General features: G+C 45.3%; 24 protein-coding genes. 7 read left to right on the forward strand and 17 right to left on the reverse strand.

Translation table 11 applies throughout. The features are described from left to right. Positions 1–47: 47 nt before the first annotated feature. The 10 genes from dxr to ABK01_RS07665 form a co-directional block, all read right to left on the reverse strand. Positions 48–1,172 carry a 1-deoxy-D-xylulose-5-phosphate reductoisomerase gene (dxr, locus tag ABK01_RS07620; protein ID WP_253675213.1) on the reverse strand — a complete coding sequence of 375 codons (1,125 nt, stop codon included), beginning with the start codon at positions 1,170–1,172 and terminating at the stop codon, positions 48–50. A 192-nt stretch (positions 1,173–1,364) separates the two neighbouring features. Beyond that, complete coding sequence (locus ABK01_RS07625; protein ID WP_212564717.1) at positions 1,365–2,213, reverse strand: phosphatidate cytidylyltransferase; 849 nt, start codon at positions 2,211–2,213, stop codon at positions 1,365–1,367. After that, positions 2,210–2,890 carry a polyprenyl diphosphate synthase gene (gene uppS / locus ABK01_RS07630; RefSeq protein WP_253675214.1) on the reverse strand — a complete coding sequence of 227 codons (681 nt, stop codon included), beginning with the start codon at positions 2,888–2,890 and terminating at the stop codon, positions 2,210–2,212. The genes ABK01_RS07625 and uppS overlap by 4 nt, the downstream gene beginning before the upstream one ends. After that, the gene (frr, locus tag ABK01_RS07635; RefSeq protein WP_212564715.1) at positions 2,890–3,444 is read right to left on the reverse strand and encodes a ribosome recycling factor; all 555 of its coding nucleotides are present in this window, start codon (positions 3,442–3,444) and stop codon (positions 2,890–2,892) included. The genes uppS and frr overlap by 1 nt, the downstream gene beginning before the upstream one ends. 9 nt (positions 3,445–3,453) lie before the next feature. Next, positions 3,454–4,290: a translation elongation factor Ts gene (tsf, locus tag ABK01_RS07640; protein WP_212564714.1), complete on the reverse strand. Its 837-nt coding sequence runs from the start codon at positions 4,288–4,290 to the stop codon at positions 3,454–3,456. Positions 4,291–4,412: 122 nt separating this feature from the next. Beyond that, positions 4,413–5,297 (reverse strand): 30S ribosomal protein S2, encoded by an 885-nt coding sequence (gene rpsB, locus ABK01_RS07645; protein WP_212564713.1) that lies wholly within the window; start codon positions 5,295–5,297, stop codon positions 4,413–4,415. Between the two features lie 137 nt (positions 5,298–5,434). Beyond that, positions 5,435–5,962, reverse strand: a complete 528-nt coding sequence (locus ABK01_RS07650) for a Maf family protein (protein ID WP_253675215.1) — start codon at positions 5,960–5,962, stop codon at positions 5,435–5,437. Positions 5,963–6,253: 291 nt separating this feature from the next. Then, positions 6,254–7,981, reverse strand: a complete 1,728-nt coding sequence (locus ABK01_RS07655; RefSeq protein ID WP_212564711.1) for a proline--tRNA ligase — start codon at positions 7,979–7,981, stop codon at positions 6,254–6,256. Positions 7,982–8,390: 409 nt separating this feature from the next. After that, positions 8,391–8,771: a NusG domain II-containing protein gene (locus tag ABK01_RS07660; RefSeq protein WP_212564710.1), complete on the reverse strand. Its 381-nt coding sequence runs from the start codon at positions 8,769–8,771 to the stop codon at positions 8,391–8,393. After that, positions 8,768–9,673, reverse strand: a complete 906-nt coding sequence (locus tag ABK01_RS07665; protein ID WP_212564709.1) for a patatin-like phospholipase family protein — start codon at positions 9,671–9,673, stop codon at positions 8,768–8,770. Before ABK01_RS07665 ends, ABK01_RS07660 begins: the two co-directional genes overlap by 4 nt. 139 nt (positions 9,674–9,812) lie before the next feature. Between ABK01_RS07665 and ABK01_RS07670 the strand changes: the two genes are divergently transcribed. The 7 genes from ABK01_RS07670 to ABK01_RS07700 are packed head-to-tail and all read left to right on the forward strand — an operon-like array spanning position 9,813 to position 16,285. Next, on the forward strand, positions 9,813–10,286 hold the full coding sequence (locus tag ABK01_RS07670; protein ID WP_212564708.1) for a chemotaxis protein CheW: 474 nt from the start codon (positions 9,813–9,815) through the stop codon (positions 10,284–10,286). A gap of 1 nt (position 10,287) precedes the next feature. Next, positions 10,288–11,310: a DegT/DnrJ/EryC1/StrS family aminotransferase gene (locus ABK01_RS07675; protein ID WP_253675216.1), complete on the forward strand. Its 1,023-nt coding sequence runs from the start codon at positions 10,288–10,290 to the stop codon at positions 11,308–11,310. Between the two features lie 9 nt (positions 11,311–11,319). After that, on the forward strand, positions 11,320–12,171 hold the full coding sequence (locus ABK01_RS07680; protein WP_212564706.1) for an NAD(+)/NADH kinase: 852 nt from the start codon (positions 11,320–11,322) through the stop codon (positions 12,169–12,171). Positions 12,172–12,192: 21 nt separating this feature from the next. Beyond that, positions 12,193–13,884, forward strand: coding sequence for a DNA repair protein RecN (gene recN, locus ABK01_RS07685; RefSeq protein ID WP_253675217.1), 1,692 nt, complete (start codon positions 12,193–12,195; stop codon positions 13,882–13,884). Positions 13,885–13,890: 6 nt separating this feature from the next. Next, positions 13,891–14,691 (forward strand): hypothetical protein, encoded by an 801-nt coding sequence (locus ABK01_RS07690; RefSeq protein ID WP_212564704.1) that lies wholly within the window; start codon positions 13,891–13,893, stop codon positions 14,689–14,691. Between the two features lie 16 nt (positions 14,692–14,707). After that, positions 14,708–15,901, forward strand: coding sequence for an HD domain-containing protein (locus ABK01_RS07695; protein ID WP_253675218.1), 1,194 nt, complete (start codon positions 14,708–14,710; stop codon positions 15,899–15,901). Positions 15,902–15,958: 57 nt separating this feature from the next. Further along, complete coding sequence (locus ABK01_RS07700) at positions 15,959–16,285, forward strand: DsrE family protein (RefSeq protein ID WP_253675219.1); 327 nt, start codon at positions 15,959–15,961, stop codon at positions 16,283–16,285. A 29-nt stretch (positions 16,286–16,314) separates the two neighbouring features. Here the strand turns inward: ABK01_RS07700 and ABK01_RS07705 are convergent, their stop codons facing one another. The 7 genes from ABK01_RS07705 to ABK01_RS07735 form a co-directional block, all read right to left on the reverse strand. Next, positions 16,315–17,070 carry a pseudouridine synthase gene (locus ABK01_RS07705; protein WP_253676600.1) on the reverse strand — a complete coding sequence of 252 codons (756 nt, stop codon included), beginning with the start codon at positions 17,068–17,070 and terminating at the stop codon, positions 16,315–16,317. 160 nt (positions 17,071–17,230) lie between these two features. Beyond that, positions 17,231–17,764, reverse strand: a complete 534-nt coding sequence (gene scpB, locus ABK01_RS07710) for an SMC-Scp complex subunit ScpB (protein WP_016523464.1) — start codon at positions 17,762–17,764, stop codon at positions 17,231–17,233. Position 17,765: 1 nt separating this feature from the next. After that, positions 17,766–18,542 carry a segregation and condensation protein A gene (locus ABK01_RS07715; RefSeq protein WP_253675220.1) on the reverse strand — a complete coding sequence of 259 codons (777 nt, stop codon included), beginning with the start codon at positions 18,540–18,542 and terminating at the stop codon, positions 17,766–17,768. A gap of 140 nt (positions 18,543–18,682) precedes the next feature. Continuing rightward, positions 18,683–20,422: a leucine-rich repeat protein gene (locus ABK01_RS07720; RefSeq protein WP_253675221.1), complete on the reverse strand. Its 1,740-nt coding sequence runs from the start codon at positions 20,420–20,422 to the stop codon at positions 18,683–18,685. Positions 20,423–20,710: 288 nt separating this feature from the next. Further along, complete coding sequence (locus ABK01_RS07725) at positions 20,711–22,429, reverse strand: ABC transporter ATP-binding protein (protein WP_253675222.1); 1,719 nt, start codon at positions 22,427–22,429, stop codon at positions 20,711–20,713. A 164-nt stretch (positions 22,430–22,593) separates the two neighbouring features. Further along, positions 22,594–24,330 carry an ABC transporter ATP-binding protein gene (locus tag ABK01_RS07730; RefSeq protein WP_253675223.1) on the reverse strand — a complete coding sequence of 579 codons (1,737 nt, stop codon included), beginning with the start codon at positions 24,328–24,330 and terminating at the stop codon, positions 22,594–22,596. Between the two features lie 395 nt (positions 24,331–24,725). Next, complete coding sequence (locus ABK01_RS07735) at positions 24,726–25,379, reverse strand: TetR/AcrR family transcriptional regulator (RefSeq protein WP_371922040.1); 654 nt, start codon at positions 25,377–25,379, stop codon at positions 24,726–24,728. Positions 25,380–26,079: the final 700 nt, after the last annotated feature.

A 26,079-nucleotide genomic window follows, 5' to 3' on the forward strand; every position in this document is an offset into this window, starting at 1 on the left:
AATGTAGGTAAACACTTGAATTATTTCCGTATGGTTGCCTTGTATTCTTACATTAAGTGCTTGATGACGGCGTCTGCACGGCGGCGGGCGGATTCGTCGATGCGCATAACATCCGTTATACCCTTCGGCGCGGCGCTCCAATCTTCCTGCATCACCTGTGCGGTAATCTCCGCTAAATGCACAAACCGGATTTGATTGCGCAAAAACGCCGCGACGGCCTGTTCATTGGCGGCGTTGAATGCGATCGGGTACCCGGCCTTTTTACGGGCGGCGGTAAACCCGAGCGATAGCATCGGAAAATCCTCCGTCCGCGGCGGCTCGAAGTGCAGGTCTAAAGGCTTGGTAAAATCGAGCGGCGCAAGATAGGGCGGCGGCTCTTCAGGATAACTGAGCGCAGCAAAAATAGGATTACGCATATCGGGCGGTGAAAGCTGCGCATAAACTTCACCGCCGGTAAGCTGCACCAGCGAATGCACAATACTCGTCGGATGCACCGCAACGGTAATACGGTCGGCATCCATATCAAAAAGATGCACTGCTTCGATTACTTCCAAAGCCTTATTGGCAAGGGAGGCGGAATCGATGGTGATCTTAGCCCCCATCGCCCACGTCGGGTGTTTAAGCGCGTCCTGCAGCGTCGCTTCTTGAATACGCTCCCTCGTCCATGTTCTGAACGGGCCGCCGGAAGCGGTAATGATCAAGCGTTCAATAGCCTCCCGCCCGTGCGCTTGTATTAAGCGGTAAATGGCTGAATGCTCGGAATCTACCGGAATAATAAGGGAATGATACTTCTCGGCTTCTTTCTGCAAAAGGCGCCCCGCCATCACAATGCTTTCTTTATTCGCAAGCGCGAGTGTTCGATGAGTCCGAACCGCAATGAGGGATGCCGGTAATCCCGCCGCCCCCGCAATACCGTTCACGACAATATCGGCGGGCGTTTCAGTGAGAAACTGTTCAAGGCTCTGATGTTTTGTATCATAGTTTGCGGCTGCGGCAGAATCCGTTACCGCAAAATCTTGAAAATGAAATTCGGTACATAAGGCATCCAATACATCGGTCTTCGTGTGTACGGAAACGCCGACAAGTTCAAAACGATCCGGAAACTTGCGTATAATATCGATAGCATTTTGTCCGATTGTTCCGCTTGCCCCAAGCACAATTATCTTTTTCATTATTCCACCCTATATAATGAGACATCTAAAAACAGATGGTTGCTTTTTCGAGATGCCCGACGAGTATTCAACCTGTTCGGAAACTTCCGTTTCCGAACAGGATACCTTGAAATGAGATGTTCTTGCATCGTGCTATTCGTGCGATTTAGAACTCGTCGACCTATTCGAAGACGCAGTTATCGAATAGGTCTATTATATCCCAACGAAAAATCGATAGCAAAGGTAGAATATCGGAGCAGCAAGTAGAATAGAATCAATACTATCGAGAATACCACCGCGCCCGAGTATGAGCGCTCCTGAATCTTTTACCTCAGCGGAACGTTTAAAAATGGATTCGATAAGATCTCCGATGATGGCGGCTACTCCGGTACAAAAACCCGTTATTAAAGAGCCGCTCAAACTCTTTCCAAAGTCGGCAGGGAACAATTTAAAAGCAAGAAAGCCGACAGCAGTTGAGGCGATGAGTCCACCGATAAAGCCGACGATGCTTTTATTCGGACTCGCCGGTACAAAGCCGCGGTTTCCCTTCCCGAACAACACACCGAAAAGCCATGCAAGCGAATCACAAGAAAAAACCATCAATAAAAATACGGCGATAATATTCGAAGCTGATGTCCAGCGCGTCATAGCGGAAAGGAATACGATCAAAAATCCCGGGTAAAAAATCATAAATACGGCTGAACAAACCCGTTGGATACTTTTTTCAAACGGTTTTGAAAACGAATAAAAAGCTTCAACAAAGAAGATAAAATAGAGCGCACCGATGCCGATCAAGACCATCTCGACACGAGAAAAAAGTCCAAACATAAACAGATATACAGCCACTGGGATAATCATACCGGCTAATAAGACAATTGGTGTAGAATAGACGGCAATTTTTCGGGAAAACATGGTGCGAATTTCTATGATTGAAAGAGCGGTAACAGCAAATATTTCGAGATGTAATATCAAAAAATGTTGATACGGCAAAAAATATACCGAACTGATTACAAGAGGCAAGCCGACGACAAACATTATTATCCGTTCAATAATCTTTTTCATACGATCCTTCCGAAGCGTCGTGTGCGTTTACCGTAAGCGTCTAATGCTTCCTGCAGATGAGTGGGTGTAAAATCCGGCCACAAGACATCCGAACCGTAAAATTCGGCATACGCGGTTTGCCATAATAAGAAATTACTTAAACGCTTTTCCCCGCCGGTACGGATAACAAGATCAACAGGCGGAACTCCTGCCGTGTCGAGCAACTGTTCAAAGGTATCTTCCGTAAGCACTTCAAGCTGTTCGCCGCTCAGCTTTTTTATTGCACGAATAATTTCATCCTTACCACCATAGTTAATGGCAAGTTGCATGGTTGTTCCCGTATAGTGTTCCGTTTTTTTCATTATATCGGCAATATCCGCTTGAATTGCACGCGGCAATGCTGTCGCATTGCCGATATGCCGTACCTTAATATTGTTCGCAGCATAAAAGGCGAGCTCCGCACGCAGATGTTGTTGAATAAGACCCATCAAAAAACCGACTTCTTCCTCCGTGCGTTTCCAGTTTTCCGTCGAAAACACATACAGAGTGATGTATGGTATATGTAAATCTGAGACAGCCTTGACAATTCGCTTTGCCGCTTCCAGTCCTTCTTGATGTCCTTTTGTACGAGCTAATCCCCGCTGCTCGGCCCATCGCCCGTTGCCGTCCATGATGACGGCAATATGCTGCACTATCATTAACCTTCCATAATCTCTTTTTCTTTTTCAGCAAGGAGTTTATTGATATCGCTGATATGAGCGTCCGTTGCTTTTTGGAACTTTTCTTCGGCTGCCTTTAACGCATCTTCACTTAAAAGTCCCTCTTTTTGCTGTTTTTTTGCATCATCAATTCCATCGCGCCGAATATTGCGGATTGCAACGCGGCACTGTTCTGCAAAGTTTTTCGCTTGTTTTGCGAGCTCCTTCCGGCGTTCTTCGGTAAGCGGCGGAATTGCGATACGGATAAGTTTACCGTCATTGGCAGGGTTTAACGAAAGCTCCGATTTAAGGATGGCTTTTTCGATTTCTCCCAATAACGATTTATCCCACGGCTGAATAACCACTAAGCGAGCTTCCGGAATAGAAATGGTCGCCACTTGATTGAGCGGCGTCGGCTGCCCGTAGCTATCCACCCGTATTTTATCAAACAAAGAAGCGGAAGCACGGCCTGTCCTAAGCCCGTTAAATTCATCTTTCAACGCCGCAATCGACTTCTTCATTTTGTCTTCATAGACACTATGAATATCACTCATATCCGCCCTCTATTGACCAAGCTGCCACAGCACAAGCTTTGAAAGACTTATATTTGCTCCGAGCTGCTTTCCTACTTCTTTCATTTTTGCCGCTACGGATACCTTGTCATCCTTAACAAAGGCTTGCTCAAGGAAGCAGATTTCGGCTAAATGCTTATTGAGCTTTCCTTTTACGATGCCTTCTTTTACGTTATCGGGCTTCTGCAATTCGGCAACCTGTCCGCGGAATACTTCAAGCTGCTCGTCGATATAGGCAGCATCGACATCTTCTTTCTTTACATAGAGCGGGGTAAATGCTGCTGCGTGGAGACAGCAGTCATACGCAAAGTCCTTGAATGCTTTCTCGGCAAATACGGCGGGCTTATCGGATTTCAATACGACGATAACGCCGGTTTTTTTGTCGGAGTGGACGTAGTGTGCAATGTATTCGTCGCTGCCCGCTTGTACGGCAGTTAAGCGCCGCAGGCCCATATTCTCGCGAACGCGGGTTGCAAGGTCGAGTACCATATCGCTCAATTCTTGTTGAACATCGGTATAGCCTTTTGCAAGAGCAGTCTCTGCAATTTTATCGCCCACTGCGATAAAATCGGCATTTTTTGCAACAAAGTCGGTCTCGCAGGTTAATTCCGCCATCACCGCTTTAGAATCGGCGGTTTTAACAACGATGATACCTTCGCTGGTCGCGCGGCTCGCACGCTTTTCAACAGCGGCAAGGCCTTTTTCTTTTAAGTATTTTTCCGCTTCTTTTGCGTCGCCGTTACATTCCTGCAAAGCTTTTTTACATTCCATCATACCGGCGCCGGTCTTTTCGCGCAGCGCCTTTACATCAGATGCTTTTATTTCCATAATTAATTTCTCCCTCAATCTTTGTGCATGGTAAGATACCGCCGAAAGCATACACACCGTTCAGCGGCAAGTTTTACAAGGTAACCTATTCAGAAACGGAAGTTTCCGAACAGGTTTATTCTTTAGCGGTCGCCGTACAGCGTGTCTTCGTCGATTAAAGAGCTGCTGCTGTCATCCGCTTCTTCTTCAGTTTCGTTCTTTTCCGAAGGGGTATAGTTGGAATAATCCGTAATTTCTTCATCTTCGCGATCTTGATACGGATCGATACCGGAATCGTTGAATCCCTCGTCTCCGTCCTGCAAGTTTTCGATAATCTTGAGACCGCTTTCGTTATCTGCTTCGATAACGGCATTCGCAATAATCTGAGTGAACAAAGAAATCGAACGGATGGCGTCGTCGTTACCGGGAATCGGATAGTCGATCCCTTCGGGGTTACAGTTTGTGTCGACAACTGCAACAATGGGGATTCCCATGCGGCGCGCTTCGCTGATGGCAATAGTCTCTTTCCGCGTATCGATGATAAAGATGATGCCCGGCAAGTCTTTCATCTCTTTGATACCGCCGAGGTTCTTTTCGAGCTTTGCTTTTTCTTTCTGCAGCACTGCAACCTCTTTTTTGGTAAGGCTGTCAAAAGTGCCGTCGTTTTCCATTTTTTCGATTTTCTTGAGACGAGCGAGGCTTTTCTTAATGGTAGAAAAGTTGGTCAACATTCCGCCGAGCCAGCGATTGTTAACATAGAACATTCCGCAGCGTTCAGCTTCTTTTGCAATGGTTTGCTGTACTTGTTTTTTAGTTCCGACAAATAAGACCGATTTTCCTGCTGCGGTTGTCTTCCGTACCGCCTCATAAGCTTCGCGGATTGCAGTGATGGTTTTTTGCAAATCGATAATGTGAATACCGTTCCGTTCCGCAAAAATGTATTTTTTCATCCGCGGATCCCAGCGTTTTACCTGATGTCCGAAGTGAACACCGGATTCAAGCAGGTTTTTCATGGTTACTACTGCCATGGTTACTCCTTCACGAGCTTTTTTAAGCCCATCCTTCTCTATTTCTCTAAAAATGCACTCCGAACGTTTCTAAAAATATGGTAAGATTTTAGAGGTTTCCCACTGCATTTTAGGATATTTACACAGCTGCTATTTTTTTAAGTAAAGCTATAGCCGTGCTCAGTCAAAATATCATATAACTCATAAATAGGCAAGCCTACGATTCCGCTGTACGAACCTTCTATTTTTGTAATAAAACACGCCGCCGTTCCCTGTATGCGGTAGCCTCCGGCAGCGCCTTGCCACTCTCCCGTACTGAGATACCAATCGATTTCGGCCTCCGACAACGCCTTAAAAAACACCTTCGAACTGCTGATTCGGGTTGAAATGTGCTGTAATTTTTCGTCGTAGCAACAAATCGCCGTGATAACCTTATGCGCAGTATTGGAATACGATTGCAGCATCTTGCGGGCATCGTCAATATTGGCGGGTTTTCCCATCGGCGTACCGTTAGAAAAAATGAGCGTGTCGGCAGAGATAATCCACGGCGTATTGATTTTGAGCGGAGAGCGAAGCAGCGCCTCTGCCTTCCGCAATGCAATCTGCTCTACCGCTTTTTCGGGAGAAAGATCAAGGGCGACAACTTCATCAGCCTCCGACGGGATACTGATAAATGGTATATTCAAATTTTTTAAAATATCCTGCCGTTGAGGCGATTTGGATGCAAGGATAATGGGTTCCATTCCTAACAGTATACGAGAGGAAGCTTAAAAAAACAAGCAAGATCAGAAACAGTACCCTTAGTATAATACTGTTTATTATACATCTGTACGAACGAAATATTATCCGTAACGCCTGCAAAAAGCCCTACATGAGGTAGAAAGTAAAAACTTACCCCGACGTTAAGGCCGAGTCCTAATAAACCAATGAGGCTGTCTCTTATCTCAATTCGTTTAGATATGAGAGACAGCGCATGCCTACTGCATTAATTCACGCTGCACACGTTGCACAACATAATCGACAATGCCTTCAAGCGGTATGTTCATCGACTCTTTATTCGAACGGAACTTAAATTCAATATTAGGCAGTTTCTTATCGCTGATAACAAGCCGGATAGGCAAGCCGATTAAATCCATATCCTTGAACTTAACACCCGGTCGTTCTACACGGTCATCCAGCAATACCTCAATCCCACGAGCTGTGAGTTCATCGTGCAGCCGGTCAGCAGTGGCTTTCATTGTTCCTTCATACTGTATCGGTACGATGCCGACATGATACGGGGCAACGCTCATCGGCCAGATAATTCCGTTATCGTCGTGATGCTCTTCGATAATCGATGCCAGAGCACGGTCGATGCCGATACCGTAGCAACCCATTAAAGGATATTGCTGTTGACCGCTTTCGTCAAGGTAAGTCATATTCATACTCTTGGTGTATTTTGTACCGAGTTTGAAGATGTGTCCAAGCTCATTGCCTTTTTTGCTGTAAAACGGCGTTTTACACAAGGGGCAAAGATCGCCGGCTTTTACAATGCGGACATCACATACCAAAGCAGGAGTAAAATCCCGTTTCGGTTCAACATGAATATAGTGCATATCTTTTTCCAATGCACCTGCGACGGCATCGTGCATCATCATGACGCTTTCGTCAGCCAATACGGGAGCCTTGGTTAAACCGACAGGACCGGCAAAACCGACTACGGTACCCGTAATATCTTCCACATCCGCATTGGATGCAAGTTCAACCTCCGCCGCTTTAAGCGCAGCCGTCAATTTTGCTTCGTTCACTTCCAAATCGCCGCGGATACACACTGCGACAAACTCAGAGTCGATAACCTCGGAATCCTTTACATGATAGATCAACGTTTTGATAAAGGCCTTCGGTGAAGTATGCAAGAAAGCAACTAATTCCTCTATTGTGCGGGCATCGGGCGTCGGCAGTTTAGTACATTTTTCCGACGTTTCGGGAAGTTCGGTGTAGGGATCGGGTGCACAGGCTGCCTTTTCTTCGTTTGCCGAATAGCGGCACTGCGGACAAAGGATGAGCGTGTCATCCCCGATTGCGGATTCAACCATAAACTCTTCGGAGCCGCTGCCGCCCATAGAACCGGAATCCGCCCGCACCCGAATAATGCTTAGGCCGAAGCGGCGGAAAATCTTTTCGTATGCTTCGCCGAATGTACGGTAGGTTTTATCCAGACATTCAGCATTCGTGTGGAAGGAATACGCATCTTTCATCGTAAACTCACGGGCACGCATTAATCCGTAACGGGGACGAATTTCATCACGATACTTAGTATTGATATGATACACCGAAAGCGGATAATCCTTGTACGAACCGAGCTCGTACCGCATAAGGGCGGTAAACGATTCTTCATTTGTAGGGCTGACAACGAGGTCTTGACCGAGCCGGTTCTTCATCCGTAACAGGCCGTCCCCCATCGTGTACCAACGCTTGGATTCCTGCCAAATTTCCCCCGGAGCGACAACCGAAGCCTTACACTCCAAACATCCGGTAGCGTCGATTTCCTCCCGTACGATATTTTCAACCTTCCTAAATACCCGTAAACCGAGCGGCAGATAATTAAACAGCCCGTTGCCCAATCTGCGGATCATTCCGGCGCGTAATAATAATTGATGACTGATAACAACTGCTTCCGCAGGCGTTTCCCGTAATGTGGGAATAAAAGTTTGAGATCTTTTCACACTATGCCTCACTCAGGGTAATCGCACCAGACTCTTTTTACAACCCCGCAGAATAACGGAGACCATTCTACTCTAACTGCCATGCGATGTTTTGTGCATACACAAAACTCGCCTTCAACTGTTGTACACGGATATACAACAGTTGAAGATGGCTCAAATGGTCGCCCAGCCTATATTATTCTGCGATTTTTATGTATATGCCTGATGCGATTACCCTTCTTCTAAAATAAACTGTGCAAAATTTTAGAAAACTTTCGCACAATAAGGAAGGCAACCGCTTGAAATATTTCCGATCCGGTTGCCCTGATGCCTCACTATCTTAAACTAAGTTGAGAGCATATAGATTTTTTTTTTTTATGTAAAGAGAGTAGGTATACAGTAATCAACCAACCACATTCGGAAATAGTTCTTAATTCTGCGGTAGGACTATATCCTCCGGAGCACTCCCCTCAATATGCAAAAAAACCCTGTTTGGCATACAAGCATTCCAGTCGCCCACATTTTTGAGTGCTGCGGCCTTTACACAGGTTTTATTGGGACACGGAGAATCGGAAATAAAAGCAGTATTGTTTTCTATACGGACGGTCGTATTGCCGATTGCACCGGGTACAACTACCGTGCGCGTTTCGGTAAGCGGATATATCCATTTACCGCTCGGGGTTTCGATCACCAGCCGCTGTGCACGATTCTCTCCGGTATAGAGAAGAAAACCTGCCCATAAAGAAACCGTAATAATGGAAGCAAAAATAAAATAATCAAGAACACGCAAACGTCGGAAAATAGGAATCATACGCTGTACTCTTTTTTTGTTTTTCGAGTTAAAAGCGCTCGTTGTATCTTGCCGTTAATACCTTCTGCAAAAAAGGCTTGCAGCAAATCTTTGTTATCCATTGTTTTTTGATATCCGAACGCAATCTGTTTTTTGGGGTCTGAAAAATCACGGGAAGACCGAGTGCTTGTCAAATTGATAAACGCAGTAGGGTATTCATTCGGCTGCAGCGCAATATGAGCAGTAGTACAGGTAAGCGTCCTCATCAGTACCGCAACCGAAGTATCCAATTCTGAGGCGGCAACCGGTTCAAAGGAGCCGAAAGTAAGCGCAAGAATATTTTTATACCCCTGCTCACGGGCAATCCAAACGGGGGTATTGTCCATCACACAAGCATCTATCAACATTTCATTCTGCCGCTTAACAGGAGTAAAGAGTCCGGGATAAGAAGAACTCGCCCTCATTGCATCCGCTAACAGTCCTGAATTGAATACAACTTCTTTTCCGCTGCAAAGGTCAAAGGCATTGCAAAAAAAAGGAATAGTACAGTCATCAAAAGATTTACAACCGGAGAGTTCCAAAAAGAATTTATGCGCTTTTTCTCCCGAATCCGCTCCCGTGCCGGAAAGCATACGGGTAATCAACGTACCATAGTGAATAATCTGATTAAGGGCGTGTTTAAAAAGCGGAATATGCACACCGCCTCCGCCGACATATCGGTTGACATCAAAGGATTCTTCAAAAACGGCTTCCATTTCACGTACCGTTTTTCCGCTTGCATATAAGCCGCCGATAATCGAACCCATCGAACAGCCGACAATACAGTCCGGCTTAGGGAGATTCAATTCTTCAAGCGCCTTAAAAAAGCCGATATACGCAAGCCCTGCGGCTCCGCCTCCTGATAACACAAGTGCCCATTTCATAGTAACTGATAGTATACAAAAAAATACGATATACGCCTATAGCGCATTTACCACCTGCTTGAAGAAAGTTATAAATTATAGTATCTTCTATTTATTGATTATTGACGTTCGGCGTTATCAATTTTAGCGGAGGATAGATATGGCGATTACTGACGCGCAGTTTCAATTGGTTACCTTTCAGCTCGGCGAAGAGCTTTACGGTGTTGATATAATGGATGTAAAAGAGATAGTAAAGATTCAAGAAGTTCGGCAGATCCCGAATGCACCGTATTACGTCGAAGGTTTTTTCCATTTGCGGAATGAAATTATACCGATTATCAGTTTGCATAAACGGTTCCATCTTAAAAAGGCGGATTTTGACGGCGACGATGAATATTTAGGAGGATTTATCATCCTTAAAATCGGAAAATATAAGATCGGTATTGTAATTGATCGCATCGCACGTGTTATTATGGTACGGCAAGAAGATGTTCAGCCGCCACCTCAGATGATTACCGGTATCGGTACCGAATATATCAACGGGGTTATCCGCCAAGACTCAGGGTATCTCATCCTCTTGGATATCCGCAGATTGTTTAATCCGAAAGAATTACAGAAGCTCACTTCCTTCTAGTATGTCGATACCCGTTTATAGCTCTACCATCCGCCGCTCGGAAATGGATGCCGTACTCACCTGCATGGTTGAAGAAAAAATCGGTCCGGGTGAGATGAATCAAAAACTCATTAAATTGGTACGCGAACTCTACGCGGTCGATGGTGCTATTGCTTTACGCAGTCCGGCGATGGCATTAGTCTATGCGCTGAAGATGTTCGACCTTCCTGAGAAAGCGGGCGTACTATTATCGGCGCTCGCTCCTTCGTGGCAGTATCTCGAAGTAGCGCGAAACGGATTTACACCGATTGTCTTGGATGTCGATCCCTTGACCGGCTTGGTTACGCTCGAAGCGATTGAAGAAGGGATCAAGCAAGGCGGTAGAGTGCTGGTACTGCACGAAACGCTCGGCAATGTGCCTGATATGGAAGCGTTTACCGCTCTTTCAATTCCGATTATCGAAGATATCTCCCAAAGCGCCGGCGCCCTGTATGGGGAAAAGCGGGCGGGAACATTCGGCTCGTTTGCAATACTGGGGCTTGAAGAACGGGATATTTTAACGGGCGGCGGCGGCGGTATCCTGATTGCCGTAGAACGGCGTAATGCCTCCGTGTTAAAGAACATGGCAGAAACCATTCCGATAACCGATTTTTTACCCGACATCAATGCATCCCTCGCCTTTGTGCAGCTTAAAAATATGGAAAAAAATCTCCAGCTTCGCGACGAAATGAGGGAACTGTATCTCCGCTCACTTTTACAGACAAGGCATAAGCCGCTCATATTTGCTGAAAGAGTAAAAAATCCCGTCTATTCCTTTCCGGTAATTCTGGAAAGCGGCTTTAAAGATGTAAAACAGTACGTTAACCGCAAGGATATTGACATAGAGCTCGCCTTTACCAATTCCATTGCGGACTTTTTAAAAGAAGAAAATAAAAGCATCAATGCGGCGTCGCTGTTGCTGCGAACCGTGCTCTTTCCGCTCTATCCTCGGCTCGGACTCAATAATGCGGCAAAAATTGCAAAGGTATTGGGGACACTTCCGTAACGGACACGTATGCAAAAGAACGCCATTATCATCCTGACAACCTATAAACCGCACGCAGCGGAGATATCCAAGGAGCTCTTGGGCTTTTTGCAAGAAAACGGGATTCAAGCGGACATCTACGAATATGACGGCTTACCACCGGCAAAACCGATACGGAAGCGGTATGATTTTGCCGTCAGCCTCGGAGGAGACGGTACGGTGTTGTTTGCGGCACGGTACTGTGCACCGAAAAAAATACCGGTATTTCCCATTAACCTCGGTGAATTCGGCTTTATCGCAGGCGTTGAACCGGCGCATTGGAAACAAGCGCTTGGAGAATACCTTGCAGGAAATGCGGAACACCACGAGCGGCTCATGCTTTCTACCGCCGTGTATCGTAACGGCGAATGTGTCGGCTCCTTTGATGCGCTCAACGATGTCGTTGTTTCAGGCGGCGGCATTGCAAAGCTGATCAACCTCGCGCTTTCCTTTAACGGTATCTCTTTCGGCATATATCGGGCGGACGGCGTTATCGTGTCGAGTCCGACCGGTTCTACCGCATATTCGGCAGCCTCCGGCGGACCTATTATGGATCCGACGGTTGCCGCCTTTGTTCTTACGCCCATCGCGGCATTTTCCCTGTCAAACCGGCCGGTCGTACTGCCTGCTTCCGGTACAATGCGTATTGAGGTTTTGCATAATCGTCAAAAAGATGTTATTGTATCCATAGACGGACAGGAGTTGTTTCCGCTCTGCGAAGGCGACAAAATCGAAATTCAAATGTCGCGCCACCGGTTAAAACTTATCGGATGTTCGCCGGAAGCGTTTTATACGGCGCTCCGGTCAAAATTAGCGTGGTCGGGAAGTCCGTTGCAGGAATAACACTGCGGCGCGGAGGTTGATGTGCTCGAAACCATTTCGGTAAAAAATATTGCGCTTATCGACGAGCTTTCGCTCGATTTTAACGCTCATTTGAATGTGCTATCGGGAGAAACCGGTGCGGGAAAATCCATTTTGATCGGAGCGCTCAGCTTTTTGCTCGGCGGGAAGGTTACCGCAGATATTATCCGCACGGGCGCTGCCGAAGCGGCGGTGTCCGGTACGTTCTACCTTGCAAACGCCCATCCCGAAGCCGCCGCATGGCTTGACGAACGAGGCATCGAGCCTGAAAACAACCGGATATTATTACGGCGCACACTGAAAGAAAACGGCCGCGGCGGTATTTGGATTCAAGACACGCAAGTTTCCCGCGCCGAGCTTGAAACCTTTACATCCTTTTTGGTTGATATTCACGGTCAGCACGACCATCAATCCCTTTTTAAAACAGCGGAACACCGCCGCTTCTTGGATTCCTATGCAGGTATCCTCGATGAGGTGCATACATTCAGCCTCCTTTATACCCGCCTCGCCGAAATAAAAGCAAAACTGGAAACAATAGGGCATTCAGAAAAAGAGCGTACCGAACGGTTAGACTATCTTGCATTCGTTATCGACGAAATCGACAATGCCCGGTTACAGCCGGATGAAGACGAGGTACTTGAGGCGGAAGAAACAAAGCTCTGCCAGTATGAAAAACTGTACGAGCAGGTCGAGACGCTGCAAACCCTGTGTACGCAGGAGCAAGGCATTGTGCCGCAGCTTAAAAAATTGCAGCATATCTCCGATAGCGTTGCCGCTATCGACCCCGCCGTTCACGAATATGCCGAACGGATAGAAAACGCCTACTACGAAATGCAGGACATCGGCGAATTTTTCAGCTCCTATCTTTCAAAACTGGTATTTGATCCCGACCGGCTGGAACAGGTGCAGGAGCGGCTGTCCCTTATCAATAAGCTCAAGAAAAAATACGGCGCAAGCATCAAGGATATCCTCGCCTATCGGGAAGCTGCACAAGCTGAGCTGGATTCCCTCGGCGAAAGCGAGCAGGATAAAACCGCTCTGGAGAAAGAAATTCCCGCGCTTGAAGCAAAACTTTTTGCAGCCGGCACCACCCTGTCTCAAAAGCGGAAAGCCGCAGCGGCAGAGCTTCAAGGGAAGATCCAAACTACCCTCACCCGCCTCGGTATGCCCAAGGTGGTATTTACCGTGCAGGTTATGGCAGCCGAACCGAACGGAAACAAGCAGACAGCAGGGCTTTACGGGTTCGATTCGGTAGAATTTTTAATCAGTACCAACCCGGGAGAGCCGGTCAAGCCGCTCAACAAAATAGCGTCGGGAGGTGAACTCTCGCGTGTCATGCTGGCGCTCAAAACCGTTCTAACCGCTGCCGACGAAGCGGACACCCTTGTGTTTGACGAAATAGATACCGGTATCGGCGGTGAGGTTGCCCGCACCGTCGCGGAGCATCTGAAAGAATTAGCCGGTAATAAGCAAATACTCTGTATTACACACCTTGCAGTTATTGCCGCCGCTGCCGATACTCATATTAAGATACTGAAGATACAATCCGAACATACAAGCCGCACATCTGCCAAAACAATAGACGGAGAAACTCGTGTTGAAGAAATTGCACGGATGCTTGCAGGCGATGAGGTCAGTACCGCTTCACGTATTCACGCAAAAGAGTTATTATCAAGGTATGGAAATATAGGATAACACGATATGGATAATCCACAGCAAGGTACAAACATATACGAAGAACAACTCCGTTACTATCAAGAGGAAATCAATCAAATACTCAAACAGGAAAAAGCGATGGCAGAGCTTACCGCAAAAGATCCTGAAGGCAGTATGTATAAAAAAATCATGCTTGCCGATGAACTGATATATATGGTAACACTCTATTTGGCAATGTATCAAATAGCGGTTTCCTTTTTGAATCGGAAAAACGAAACCCTGCTCAACGAAGCGCGGAAGGCCTTATATAAGGTCATTATCAATCTTGAAGAGATTGTTTCAAACTTTATCGATGCTCCTTTTTCCGACTATGAGGAGAAAGTACGAAAGATCGAACACGTACCTCAAAAACAACGGTTTTATTTAATCAGAAAATTGGGCTTGGCGATAGACCTCGTCATTCGAGCATACAGCGATAATACCAAATGGAAATGGTCATTTGTGGAACTCCAAGGGCGGTACGCAACGGTTGCTAAAAATATCCTCGATTTAAAGGACACTGCGGAGACGGGGTTTGATCCTCGCTCACCTGATTACGAAAGCACGATGTTCCATCTAAAATTAGTAAAAAAACTGCTCTTACAGGCAGCCGATCAATACCGCGCACGCTACGAAACAGCAACTTCCAGTATAGAGGATTTCAGGATTGCTATTCAGTATTTGGAAGCTACGCGGCGTATACACATTTTGCTCAATGAGCGAAGCGCAGCGGAAGAAGTAAAACGGCAAATCGGAATATGGTCTGAGAAGATGGAAAAAGATTTACAGCGGCGGAAAAAGGTATAGACAAAAGAGAAATAAAATGTTTAGCAAAGAAATTGTATGTAAACTTTTTGAAGCGTTTTCCATTCAGCGGTGGAACGATTTAGTCCGCCCCTTCGATATTGTCGAAATGGATAAGACAGCGGAAAAAATGTTTCTCAGCTTTATCATCGGCAAATATGAAGAAAAAAATGGGAAAGCGGTCAATTGGCTGCCCATCATTAATAATTCCTTCTTTGAGCTGCTACGCCGAATTGCGCTCTGCGATATGAAGTCGCCGGTACAGCGCATTATCCGCTCGGAATATCCCGAAGAATATAAAAAACTGAACCGCTGGGTACTCGATAAATACAAGACGATTATCACCGATCCGCAGTTTCTTGATGAATTTGCAGCCTACCTTTTTGATCCGGTTGACCCTACGGATATAAGTTTTCGGGTACTGCGCGCTGCACATAAGTATTCGGCAATGCGCGAGCTAGATATGATCCGCATGGTGAACGAACCTTTCCGGCTGACTGAAATCGATAAATGCTTGGAGACCGATATTGCCGATTTTATGGACTTAAAGGGCGTACAGCTTTTGACAACGCGGCAACAACCGTACTATTTTATTACGGAAATTGAAAAACTGCGCTTCCAAACCCGTTGGAATCAAACGCCGCGGGTTCCGGCGACGACGGTACTCGGGCATTCGTACTTTGTTGCCGCGCTGGTTTTCTTAATGAGCCGCACGCTTAAGCTACCGCCACATCGGCTTTCGATTAACTTTTTTGCAGCGCTCTTCCACGACTTGCCGGAAGCGGTTACCCGCGATATTATCTCTCCGGTAAAGCAAGCGACCGATCGCCTACCCGAAGTGGTTAAGCATATTGAAGATGAAATTGTCGCAAAGGAATTACTCCCGCTGATGGACGACTTTTACCGCGAAGAGGTACTGTATTTTATTCAAGATGAATTTGAGAACCGCATTAAACTGGACGGTGCTGTTCGCTGCGTAACAAGCGAAGAGCTGAACACAACGTACTCGGCGCCTCGGTTTCGCGGGATCGACGGTAAACTGATCCGCGCGGCGGATCACATCGCGGCCTTCGTAGAAGCCGACAGTTCCATCAACTTCGGCATCCGCTCCGAGCAGCTGGAAGAAGGCAGGGCAAACATCCTGCAGCACTACGGCAAAAACACCGTTATCAACGGCTTTTCCCTAGAAAGCTTTTTTGAATCGTACCGTTAAAGAAAGGGTATGATACAAACCGTTAGGCTTGATATTTTTAGAGGATCCCTTATAGCTATGCACTATAAAGTTTTATTCAGAATAGAAAAGATTCGGTTGATCGCTAAATTGCAAAATAAACTATTCAATTATCGAAATTATTGTAAAGAAACAGGCGATACGGCGGAAATTGAAATCGTGTTTGCCGGAGACGTTGTGCAATATTTTAAGAATCTTGAAAATGATTTTACGGACTGCGGCTGCGACATAGCCCTGTGCCATAATGCCTTATCGGGGCAGGGGATGGAAGACATACAGTATAAAAATATCAGAACCGTACGCGCCGGAATCGGAGAAATCATCAAACGGAAAGCGGAAGGCTTTATCGAGTATACGATTGAGTAAACGCTGGATAAAATTAGGCGGTAGATCGGTTACGGTCGTAAGGTTTTACCATTATGCTGTGTACTGTGCCCTTCGTTTTGACTTTCCGCCGCGAGTTCAAGCAGCGCCTGCCGCTCTTTTGCGGTGAGGTCGCGAAATTCTCCTGCTTTTAGGGTGCCCAGCTCAAGGTTCCCGATGCGAACCCGCACCAGCCGCTTTATCGTGCAGTTAAAAGAATCCAGTACGCGGCGGATTTCTCTATTTTTCCCTTCGACAAGTACAATCCGCAGCTTACGGCGGTTTACGGCAGCGGCTGAACGGCATTTGTAAAAAATGCCGTCAACGCGGATACCGCGTTTAAAGCGGGTGAGCAGCTCCGGCGGAAAGTCCTGCGTGGTTTCGATGACATATTCCTTTTCGATTTGCGCCGACGGATGTTCTATTTTTGCGGCAAAATCTCCATCGTTGGTAAACAAAATGGCGCCGCTCGAAAACATATCGAGCCTGCCGATGTTGTAGAGCCGCTCGCTGTAGGTCTCTTTTAAAAGATCTGCGGCAGTGGGGCGTCCTTTCTCATCGGAGAGCGTACAGACAAAGCCCGCCGGTTTATTCAAAAGCACGTAGCATTTGCGCGTTTCGGGATGCACCGGCTTTCCGTCAAGGAGTACCGTATCACCCGTGCGAACCTTGCTGCCCATGTCGGTAACAAGCGTTCCGTTTACGGAAACGCGACCCTCCGCGATAATCTTTTCGCATGCCCGCCGCGAAGCAACCCCCGCATGGGCAAGGTACACTTGCAGCCGCATCTCCTGCTTGTCACTTTTTCCGTTATCTTCGGGAGCTGTACCGTTGTTGAAATATTCGGTTCGCTTGCCGTTGTTTTCGTTACCTTCATTATGGGTGCCATTATCGAAAGATTTTATCCGTTTGCTGTCGAAAGCTCGGGGCGATCTGGAAAAATGATTGTTACCGCGCAAGTTCGAACCGCTCCTGTTCCGTCTCATCCATCTTTGGTAAGTCCGCAATGCTGTTTAAACCGAATATTTTTAAAAATTCCTTAGTCGTGCCGAATTGCACCGGCTTTCCGGGAATATCTTTTTTCCCCACTTCTTTAATCAGCTCTTTTTCTACCAAAAGCCTAATCATCGTGTCGGCGGAAACCCCGCGGATTGCCTCGATTTCGGCACGAGTTATCGGCTGAGAATAGGCGATAATCGACAGCGTTTCCATTGCGGCACGTGAAAGCCGGTTTTCGTTCTTTTTACCATAGCGGTCTTTCAATGCATCCCAAAATTCTTTTTTAGGCGTGATAATCCAGCCGCCCATCATCTGTGTAATTTCGATACCGCTCGAACCTTCCGAATATGAATCTTTCAAATTCTTAATACATTCTTTTACGACATCGACCGATAAGCCGGCGATTTTACTGATTGCAGCGTCGTCAAGCGGCTCTCCTTCCAAATAGAGGATTGCCTCTACGAGGGCTGTTTCTTTTTCCATTTTATACTCCATCATCATTGCGGGCAGCTTCCCACGGGCGTATTTTTATATCGCCGAACATCCTGTTTTGCCAGATGCTTGCCATCCTGAATTTGACCGCCTCAAGCAACGCCATGAAAGCGCAAATAACATCCAGCAGATTTCCCTTCCGTACAATCAAATCGGTAAAAAGGCATTCGCCCTTTTCTTCCAAAAATTCATTCATCAGCGTCAGCTTTTCATTTACGGACACCTCTTCGTACAGGTCAAGAATTTGTTCCGAATTATAATTAGACATCAGTTTGGAAAATGTCCGTAAAAGCTCCCATGTATCAACTCGCTCCCACAGGTTCTCTTCGGTAAAGGGAAGGGCATGCTGTATTTTCTTGCGTTCAAAAAACCATTCGGCTTCGCTTTCTTTTTCTTCCATTAAAACCGACAGTTTTTTAAATTTTTGATACTCAATGAGCTTATTGACCAATTCCATACGCGGGTCTTCGATATCTTCATCGTCCGGATCAACCTCGACGGGAAGGAGCATCTTGCTTTTAATGTAGACAAGGTGCGCCGCGAGTTCATAAAACTCGGTTAAGCTGTCCAGATTGAGGCTTACCGCGTAATCGAGATATTCAAGGTACTGTTCGGTTATGTCCCCGATGGGGATATCGTAGATATTGATCTCATTTTTCTTAATTAAAAAGAGCAAAAGGTCGAGCGGCCCTTCAAAATCATTGACTTTAAACGCAGTTAGCGCCTCGTTGTTCTGTTCTTCGTGCTTTTCATCTTCGCCAGTTATCATGGGGTTTATTATATCGAAGAATGGGACTTTTGAAAATATACGGCGCATTTACGTCAAACCTATACATCCGTGTATAGTTTTGACGAACGCTCTGCGTCGGGGTTGTTGATTTTGTAAATCTAAGATAGCAAAGAAACAAGCTAATACCGTTCAATCCGCCCTTCGGGGTAATTGACATCTTTGACCTTTGTTACGATATCATCGAACTCCGCTCCTTGCGGTATCCTTATCTTTTGGCACCAATTGTACTCATTATATCCAAAAGCTCCCATCTTTATTGTAGTAAGCTTATTACCTACGATTGTGATCACACTTGAAGTACAGCCTAGAAAAGCGTCCTCACCAATTGTTTCGAGATTAGGAGGAAGCTCTAGTGCTTCCAAGCTTGAACAGGTGAGAAAAGCCCCTTTTTCAATTTCAGTAACGGAAGCAAGAATATTATGAACCCTTTTTAGCGCGGGGGCTGTACATACCAGTTTTTTCTTATCATTGCTATAGATGATATTCTCTTCGGCATAATAGGTAGTACTTTCAGCACTTACTGTGAATGTAGCCAGTTTGGTGCAGCCTGCAAACGCCGTTTTATTAATCGTAGTAACTTTTGCAGGAATGTCTATGGCAGTGAGGTTTGTACAGTCTCTAAAAGCATGCTCACCGATTGCAGTTAACTCATTCGGTAATGTTACGTTTGTGATATCTGAACATTCCGCAAAAGCATCAGCTCCAATGGTGGTATATCGTTCAGGAATAATAATTATTCCCTTTGGTTTGCTGCCTGTGTAACCATCAAGAGTAGAAGAAACGAATCCATCCCTAAACTTTTCTCTCTTATAATTGGTAACGGCATAGACTGTTGTATCTTTGGTAAAGGGATGTGTTGCATCCAGTTTTACACCGTTTCTATTGTTAAGCCGCCATTCGTAGATTTCATAGTCTCCGTCTCCGTCTAGCCACTCATTTTTTAAGATAGCCTTTGCTTTTGCTTGTGCTTCCACGTCTGCCCATGTTGCATCCTTGTTTACTTCGATAGTGCCCAAGGTATCTGCCTTTATGCGCTCGTCTCCTTGTATAGTAATCTTCGGTTTTGTCCATTGTGCAGTGTAGGTTCCATCTTCTGGAGGAAATGTGTTCTCCAGCGCAGGTTTCCACCCTGCAAATATATAGTCTGTTTTCACCGGGTCAGTTATAGAAACAGGCGCCCCAAAACGTCCCTTCAAGGTATTACCTGATTCGAGGGACGTTGTAGTAGTACCTCCATCCAAGTCGAAGGTGAGTGTTATATTATTCCGGTTATACTTAATCTCTACAACGGTTATATTGTCAGCCGCAATTTTCTTCTGATCAAAGGACTGTGCAGTAAAACCCGGATAGGATTTTGCAGTCGCTTTTGTATCTGTGCCGACATCTCCGCGCAGTGTTTGATCATCTTGTGTGTTGTGCGTGTAGTCATTATTGTCGACATTTTGCAGTAAATGATGCACGTAATAGTTTTTTCCCGGCTTTTCTGCCGACACTGCAAAAACAACACTATCATTGTTAAATACCGTTTCGTCCGTTACGGCAGTTCCGCTCGCATTGTTGAGCTTCCAGCCGCTTAGGTCATAATCATCATGACAGCTTATTTCAATTTTGCCCTTTATTGCAGCCCATTTGCTGCCTCTTGCAACTGTTAATGATTTTGTTTCCGGTTTTTTGACGGTGATATACTGGTCTCCTTTTACTTTGATGGTAATGACGTTGCTACCACCGTGACCTCTACAGCTCAAAAACATCACTGCGCTTACTGTCAGCATAAGCACAGTGAGAAAAATATGCTTCATCTGCGGCAACCGGTAGGTACGTTTGGCTGCTGAATGAGCGAAAATGTGATTTTGATCCATGGTGACTCCTTACTGAGGGTGGTTCCCGCGTATCTATTTTGTGTTTTGACTATACACGGTATTTTCCTTCGGTTTGTAAGCTCGGAGTGGCAACCGTGTATGTACCAAAGAATGTAGCTATTCTACAATCAAACTGCGAAAGCTAGCATAAAAGCTATACACACGTCAATACATACGGGAACCTCTAAAAAACTTACGGTTGTTAGAGGTTCCATATAGGGCTGCAACAATGTATTACGTTAGATTGCAAAAGAGATATTGCAATCTAACGTGAAAGATTAATCATTTTCAATAGGTATATTTTTCCGTTACCGAAGACTTTTCAATCATACTTCGGTACAGTGCCGATTTTTGCAACAGCTCTGCGTGCGTACCTTCCGCATCAACTTTGCCCTGATTCATTACGATGATTTTATCGGCGTTCTCGATTGACTTTAATCTGTGCGAAATGATAATCACCGTTTTACCTTTGATGAGCGTGTTAAGACTCTCCTGTATTTTCATTTCGTTTTCCACATCGAGCGAGGCGCTGATTTCATCAAGGATGATAATCGGTGCGTTTTTCAAAAGGGCGCGGGCAATGGAAAGACGCTGGCGCTCTCCGCCGGAAAGCCTACTGCCGTTTTCACCGATGACTGTATTGTAGCCGTCCGGCAGCGCTTCGATAAACTCGGCGCAGTTGGCAAGACGGGCAGCTTCTTTTACCTCATCATCGCTGGCATTTTTATTTCCGACGCGGATATTTTCCATAATAGAGGTATTAAAAAGCCCGACATCCTGAAAGACAATCGAAATTTTATCGAAAAGGCTGTCGGTATCAATCGTTGCAATGTCTTTGCCGTCGATGAGGATTTGTCCCTTGTTGTAATCGTAGAGGCGGGACGCAAGCCGGAGTACGGTTGTTTTTCCGCAGCCGGAAGGCCCGACAAGCGCGGTAACTTTATTTTGCTCCGCCGTAAACGAAATACCGTCGATAATCTTTTGTCCATCGTTATACGAAAACTCCACATCTTTAAATTGAATACCATAATGCTGCAAAGAAGCAGGTTCGCCTTCCTGCGTTTTTGTTTCGCGCAGCTCATTGATGCGCTTGACCCGTGCATCGATATACATCAGCTCTGCAAGATTCATTTCTACACCTGCAACGGCATCTACAATACGGGCAGCGGCAATAATATATCCGATAAGATACAAAAGCGGGGCTGTTCCTGCAAGATACATTTTGAGTCCGAAAAATACGGTAACGCCGATGGAAAACTTTAAAAACAGCAGTGCAATGTTGAGAGGGATCGCTTGATGTGCTTCCACAGTTAAGTGCAATTTCTCCGCTTCATCGACATTGCGGTTTAGTTTTTCAGCCGTGTCTTCCGTCAGCCCATAGCTTTTAATTTCCTGTTGCAGTTCTATCGCTTCTTGAAAAAATTCCGTGCGCTCACGCTGTTTATGAAAGTCCCGCGTTGTCTCCCGTATCTGAATTTTTTTCGACAAGATCAATAGAATAAAGCTGATAATAATCGGAACAAATACGCATAAGCCCAATCCCGGATGGGCTGCAATCATCACGACGCCAAGTATAGTCAAATAGAACACAAGACCGATTGTTTGCGGAATTGCGTGGCTCAGCGCATGTTCGATTGCAGCAACATCAGTCATCACCGTTTGTGATAAGTCGGAAACATCGTGTTTGGAAAAATACGCAAGCGGCAGCGCCTTGAGCCGGTCTGCAATATTCACGCGCAGTTCTTTACATTCTTTGAATGTCGCGGTATAGAGCGTATTGTAATTGATATGCACAAGCACATACATCACAACCGCAAGCGCAGCAATAATACCGATATAAAATCCCGCCGACCGCAGCGTCCCGTCAAAATAACTTTGCAAAAAGAACATCATTAAAAACATCGGTAAAATAAATGCAACATCCGCAAGCATCGACCATACCGACGCCGTAACAATCCCTTTTGCCCCCGATTCGGTTACCCCGAACCATTTTTGTAATTTAGTCATATATAACTCCCTAATTAGGAAAAATCTCTTTCCTTCCAACTCTTTTGAGAATATACGGGCATCTGCGTTGTCACTACGCCGAAATAAATGCTCAACGTATAACAATACGTCTCCGCTTTATTTCGGCTAAGTTCCTAGCATCTGCTCCGCCTATTCTCAAAAGGCTAGACCCTCCATTCATTCGCTTTGGAGTATAAACCTTGCAATCGGCTGTATTTTCCGCCCTTCTGCATCAACTCCGCATCGCTGCCGCGTTCAGCGATATTTCCGTCTTCGACAACCAAAATTTCATCGACATTTTTAATCGAGCTTAACCGGTGCGCAATCATAATAACCGTTTTGTTTTTCATCAAATTGGAAAACGCCTGCTGAATTTCGTATTCGTTTTCAGGGTCGGCAGCGGCGGATGCCTCGTCCAGAATAATGATATCTGCATTTTTCAAAATTGCGCGGGCAATCGCAACACGCTGAATTTCTCCGCCGGATAAGTGTACACCTTTTGAACCGATAACCGTTTTTTCACGTTCGGGGAATTTTGCTAAAATATCTTCGCAGCGGGCAAGCCGAAGCGCATTCATCACCTCTTCATCACTTGCATGTTTATTCCCCATTTTGACGTTTTCAAAAATACTTGTTTTAAAGAGCCTCGAGGTTTGAAATACAAAGGCGATACTGCGCATCAGCGCATTCCGTGAATATGACGAAATATTTTTTCCGCCGATTAAAATTTCACCTGAATTTATTTTATAAAAACCCGAAATCAATTTTGCTATTGTACTCTTTCCTCCGCCCGATGAGCCGACCAGTGCATAGGTTTTATTCGGTTCCAAGGTAAAACTGACATCATTTAAAATCTTTTCTTCCGTGTAACCGAACGATACGTTTTTAAATTCAATACCGAAGTTCTCAAAGGTTTCTTCCGTACCGTGTTCAAGGTTATCCTTTTCCATGTCTGCAAAAAGATTTTCGAGTTTATCTACAACGCTTTTTGCCTGAAAGTTATACATACCGACATACATCACGCGCATAAATGCCGAAAAAAGCACACCGGCGATGCAGACAAAAAAGACGAGCTTTGCAATGATGAGGTTAGCGTCCGCCCCCTTGTTCATAAAATAAATAGCAGCAGGAATGGTGAATACCGCAAACAGGTTAAACAGCACCTGAAACAGCACATACGGCGTACGGCAACTGAGCGTGTACTTATATGCTAAATCGGAATAGCCGGTAATTGCTTCGTAAAACGCTTTAAAAGATTCAACCGTGCTTCTAAAGATTTTTACAATCTGCATACCGCGGACATATTCAACTGCTTCGGCATTCATCCGTTCCAACGCCGCTTGATACTTCCGCATAAAATCTTTATTGCCCATCATAAACATCATCTGCGCACCGCCGATAAGCGCAACGGCAAGCAACAAAAGACCGAGTTTTACATCGACTGCAAATACAATGATAAACATAAAAATCGGCGTAAACAATGCGGAAATATTATCGGGAATTAAATGCGCAACCAGCATGTGCGTCTCCTGTGCATTGTCGTCAATGAGCTTCCGTATTTTTCCCGACGGGTTCATATCAAAAAAGGCAAACGATGCATTCATCAAATGGTTGATTGCCGTTTTGCGTAAATTCGATTCAAGCCTGAACCCAAGCACGTGCGACGCCCACACAGCACAAAAGTATACAACCGAATAGCCTGCCAACAGCGAAACAATCACCGTTGCGTACATCGAGCCGTCCGTAACGTTTTTGGTAACCAAAAGCGCGTACAAGAACTTCCATAAAAACCAAAATGCCCCCATCTGAGAAGCAACTCCCAGCGTAGCGCACACCACCGAAATATACGCACAGTGTATTTTCTCCGGCGTATATTTAAACAACCTTTTATATGTATCCATTTAGAACAACCTCCTTATCTTTTACAAATATACGGGACATCTGCTGCGTTGCTTCAAAAAAATTAATCCTCACCGTACACAAAGTACGGCTCCGGTTAATTTTTGCTTGCGCCTTGCATCTGTACCGTCTATTTGCAAAAGGCTTATTCATAAAATTAATTTTGGGCGTTCCGGTTCCCGCGTATCCCAGTAGCCACGGAGGGCTGTGGAATACGCTATTGCGAGATTTATACAATAAATCTCGCAGGTCAAACATTGACACGGATGTCAATGTTTGACCGACCGTCGGGCTTTACGGGGTTCCGCTAACGCTCCATTCCTTCGGAACAGCTGCGCTGCCCCTCCAATCCCTAACGCTTATTACCAATTACCAATTATGAATTTCCCATACCCCTTTAGCCTTTTACTTGTTCCATCCAATATTGTTTCCACCCGGCACAATGGTATATGTTAAAGTCGAGTATATATTCTACCGCTTCCGATTTTTTTAAGTTATGATAAAAAACTTCTTTTAGATTTTCAAAGTGAGACGTTACCATGACATGAATAAAAAATCGTATGCGCCGCGACATTTTAACGCCGTCTTGTTCCAGCCATTGAAGTGTTTCTCTTTCAGTTACATCGATTGCTTTATCAAAAATATGCTCGTAGGAGCTTCCCTTCGAACAGCAGACAATCAATTTCATCGCATCCCAATGAGCATAGAAAAAATCTATCATCCTTAAAAAGCGGCGTTGCGAAAGCTCGGTAATTGCGGAAAGCTCGCCTGTTTTCATGCCGAATTTTTCAGCATCGAATACATCGTGATGCGTTACGATGGCTAAAAATTCGTCGAATACGCCGCTTACAAGAGCTTCGAATATGCCGTCCTTATTATCAAAAAGGTTATACAGCGCCCCTGTCGTAACCCCTGCTTTTTCGGCGATGGGGCGCACATTGGTATCTGCAAAACCATTGGTAAAAAACTCCTGTTTTGCAGCGCGCAAAATCTTTGCCCGTGTGTTTAGTTCATCCTTATCGGCTAATATTTTTTCCGCATAGTTGTTCATAGTTCTAATCAACATACCCCGCTGCAGAGCATTGCCGAAAAACGGCAGGTATAAAACCCTCCGCATGAATAACTTTTCTACTAATTAGTAACAATGTTACTAAAACAAGCTAAAAATGTCAAGCGTGGGTTACTTTTATAATGCAAAATAGGGAAATCACTATGTCTATAAAAAAACTATTTTTTGTATAGACAAAAGGACGTCGATCCGTTTTTCTACTGTAAAATGTTTATTTGTACGGAAAAGGGTAATATCTCGGCCTCTGTACCATAATAACAATTACAACTACCTTACGGACTCAGGGCTTCAGCATGAAAAAAATTCTTGAGAGATAACAGTGAAACAGGAGGTTTTCTAATAGAGCAAGTGCGGATTTTTGAATGTTTTTTAGGACAAAGAAATTCAAAAATCCGCACTTTTTTAATAATGACAGGGATTCAGCTGTGAAAAAAACAACGAAAGACCGGAATATATCAGAAAAGCGTGAAAAAAGAGGGTTGTGAATGGCCTTTGAGCGAAGCGAAAGTGCCTGAACGCCCTCTTTTTTCACACGTGCTGTCACATAAAACGATGTTTTTCTTTTATTTTTCTTTCATGCTGAATCCCTGCTTACGGACTTTCGGCACATTGTTTTTTTTCGATAAATGGTCTATACTTTGCAGTCAGTTCGGCATACATCAGTATGCATAAGAATACTTTA

This window comes from Treponema sp. OMZ 305 (genome assembly GCF_024181325.1).
Lineage (GTDB): Bacteria > Spirochaetota > Spirochaetia > Treponematales > Treponemataceae > Treponema.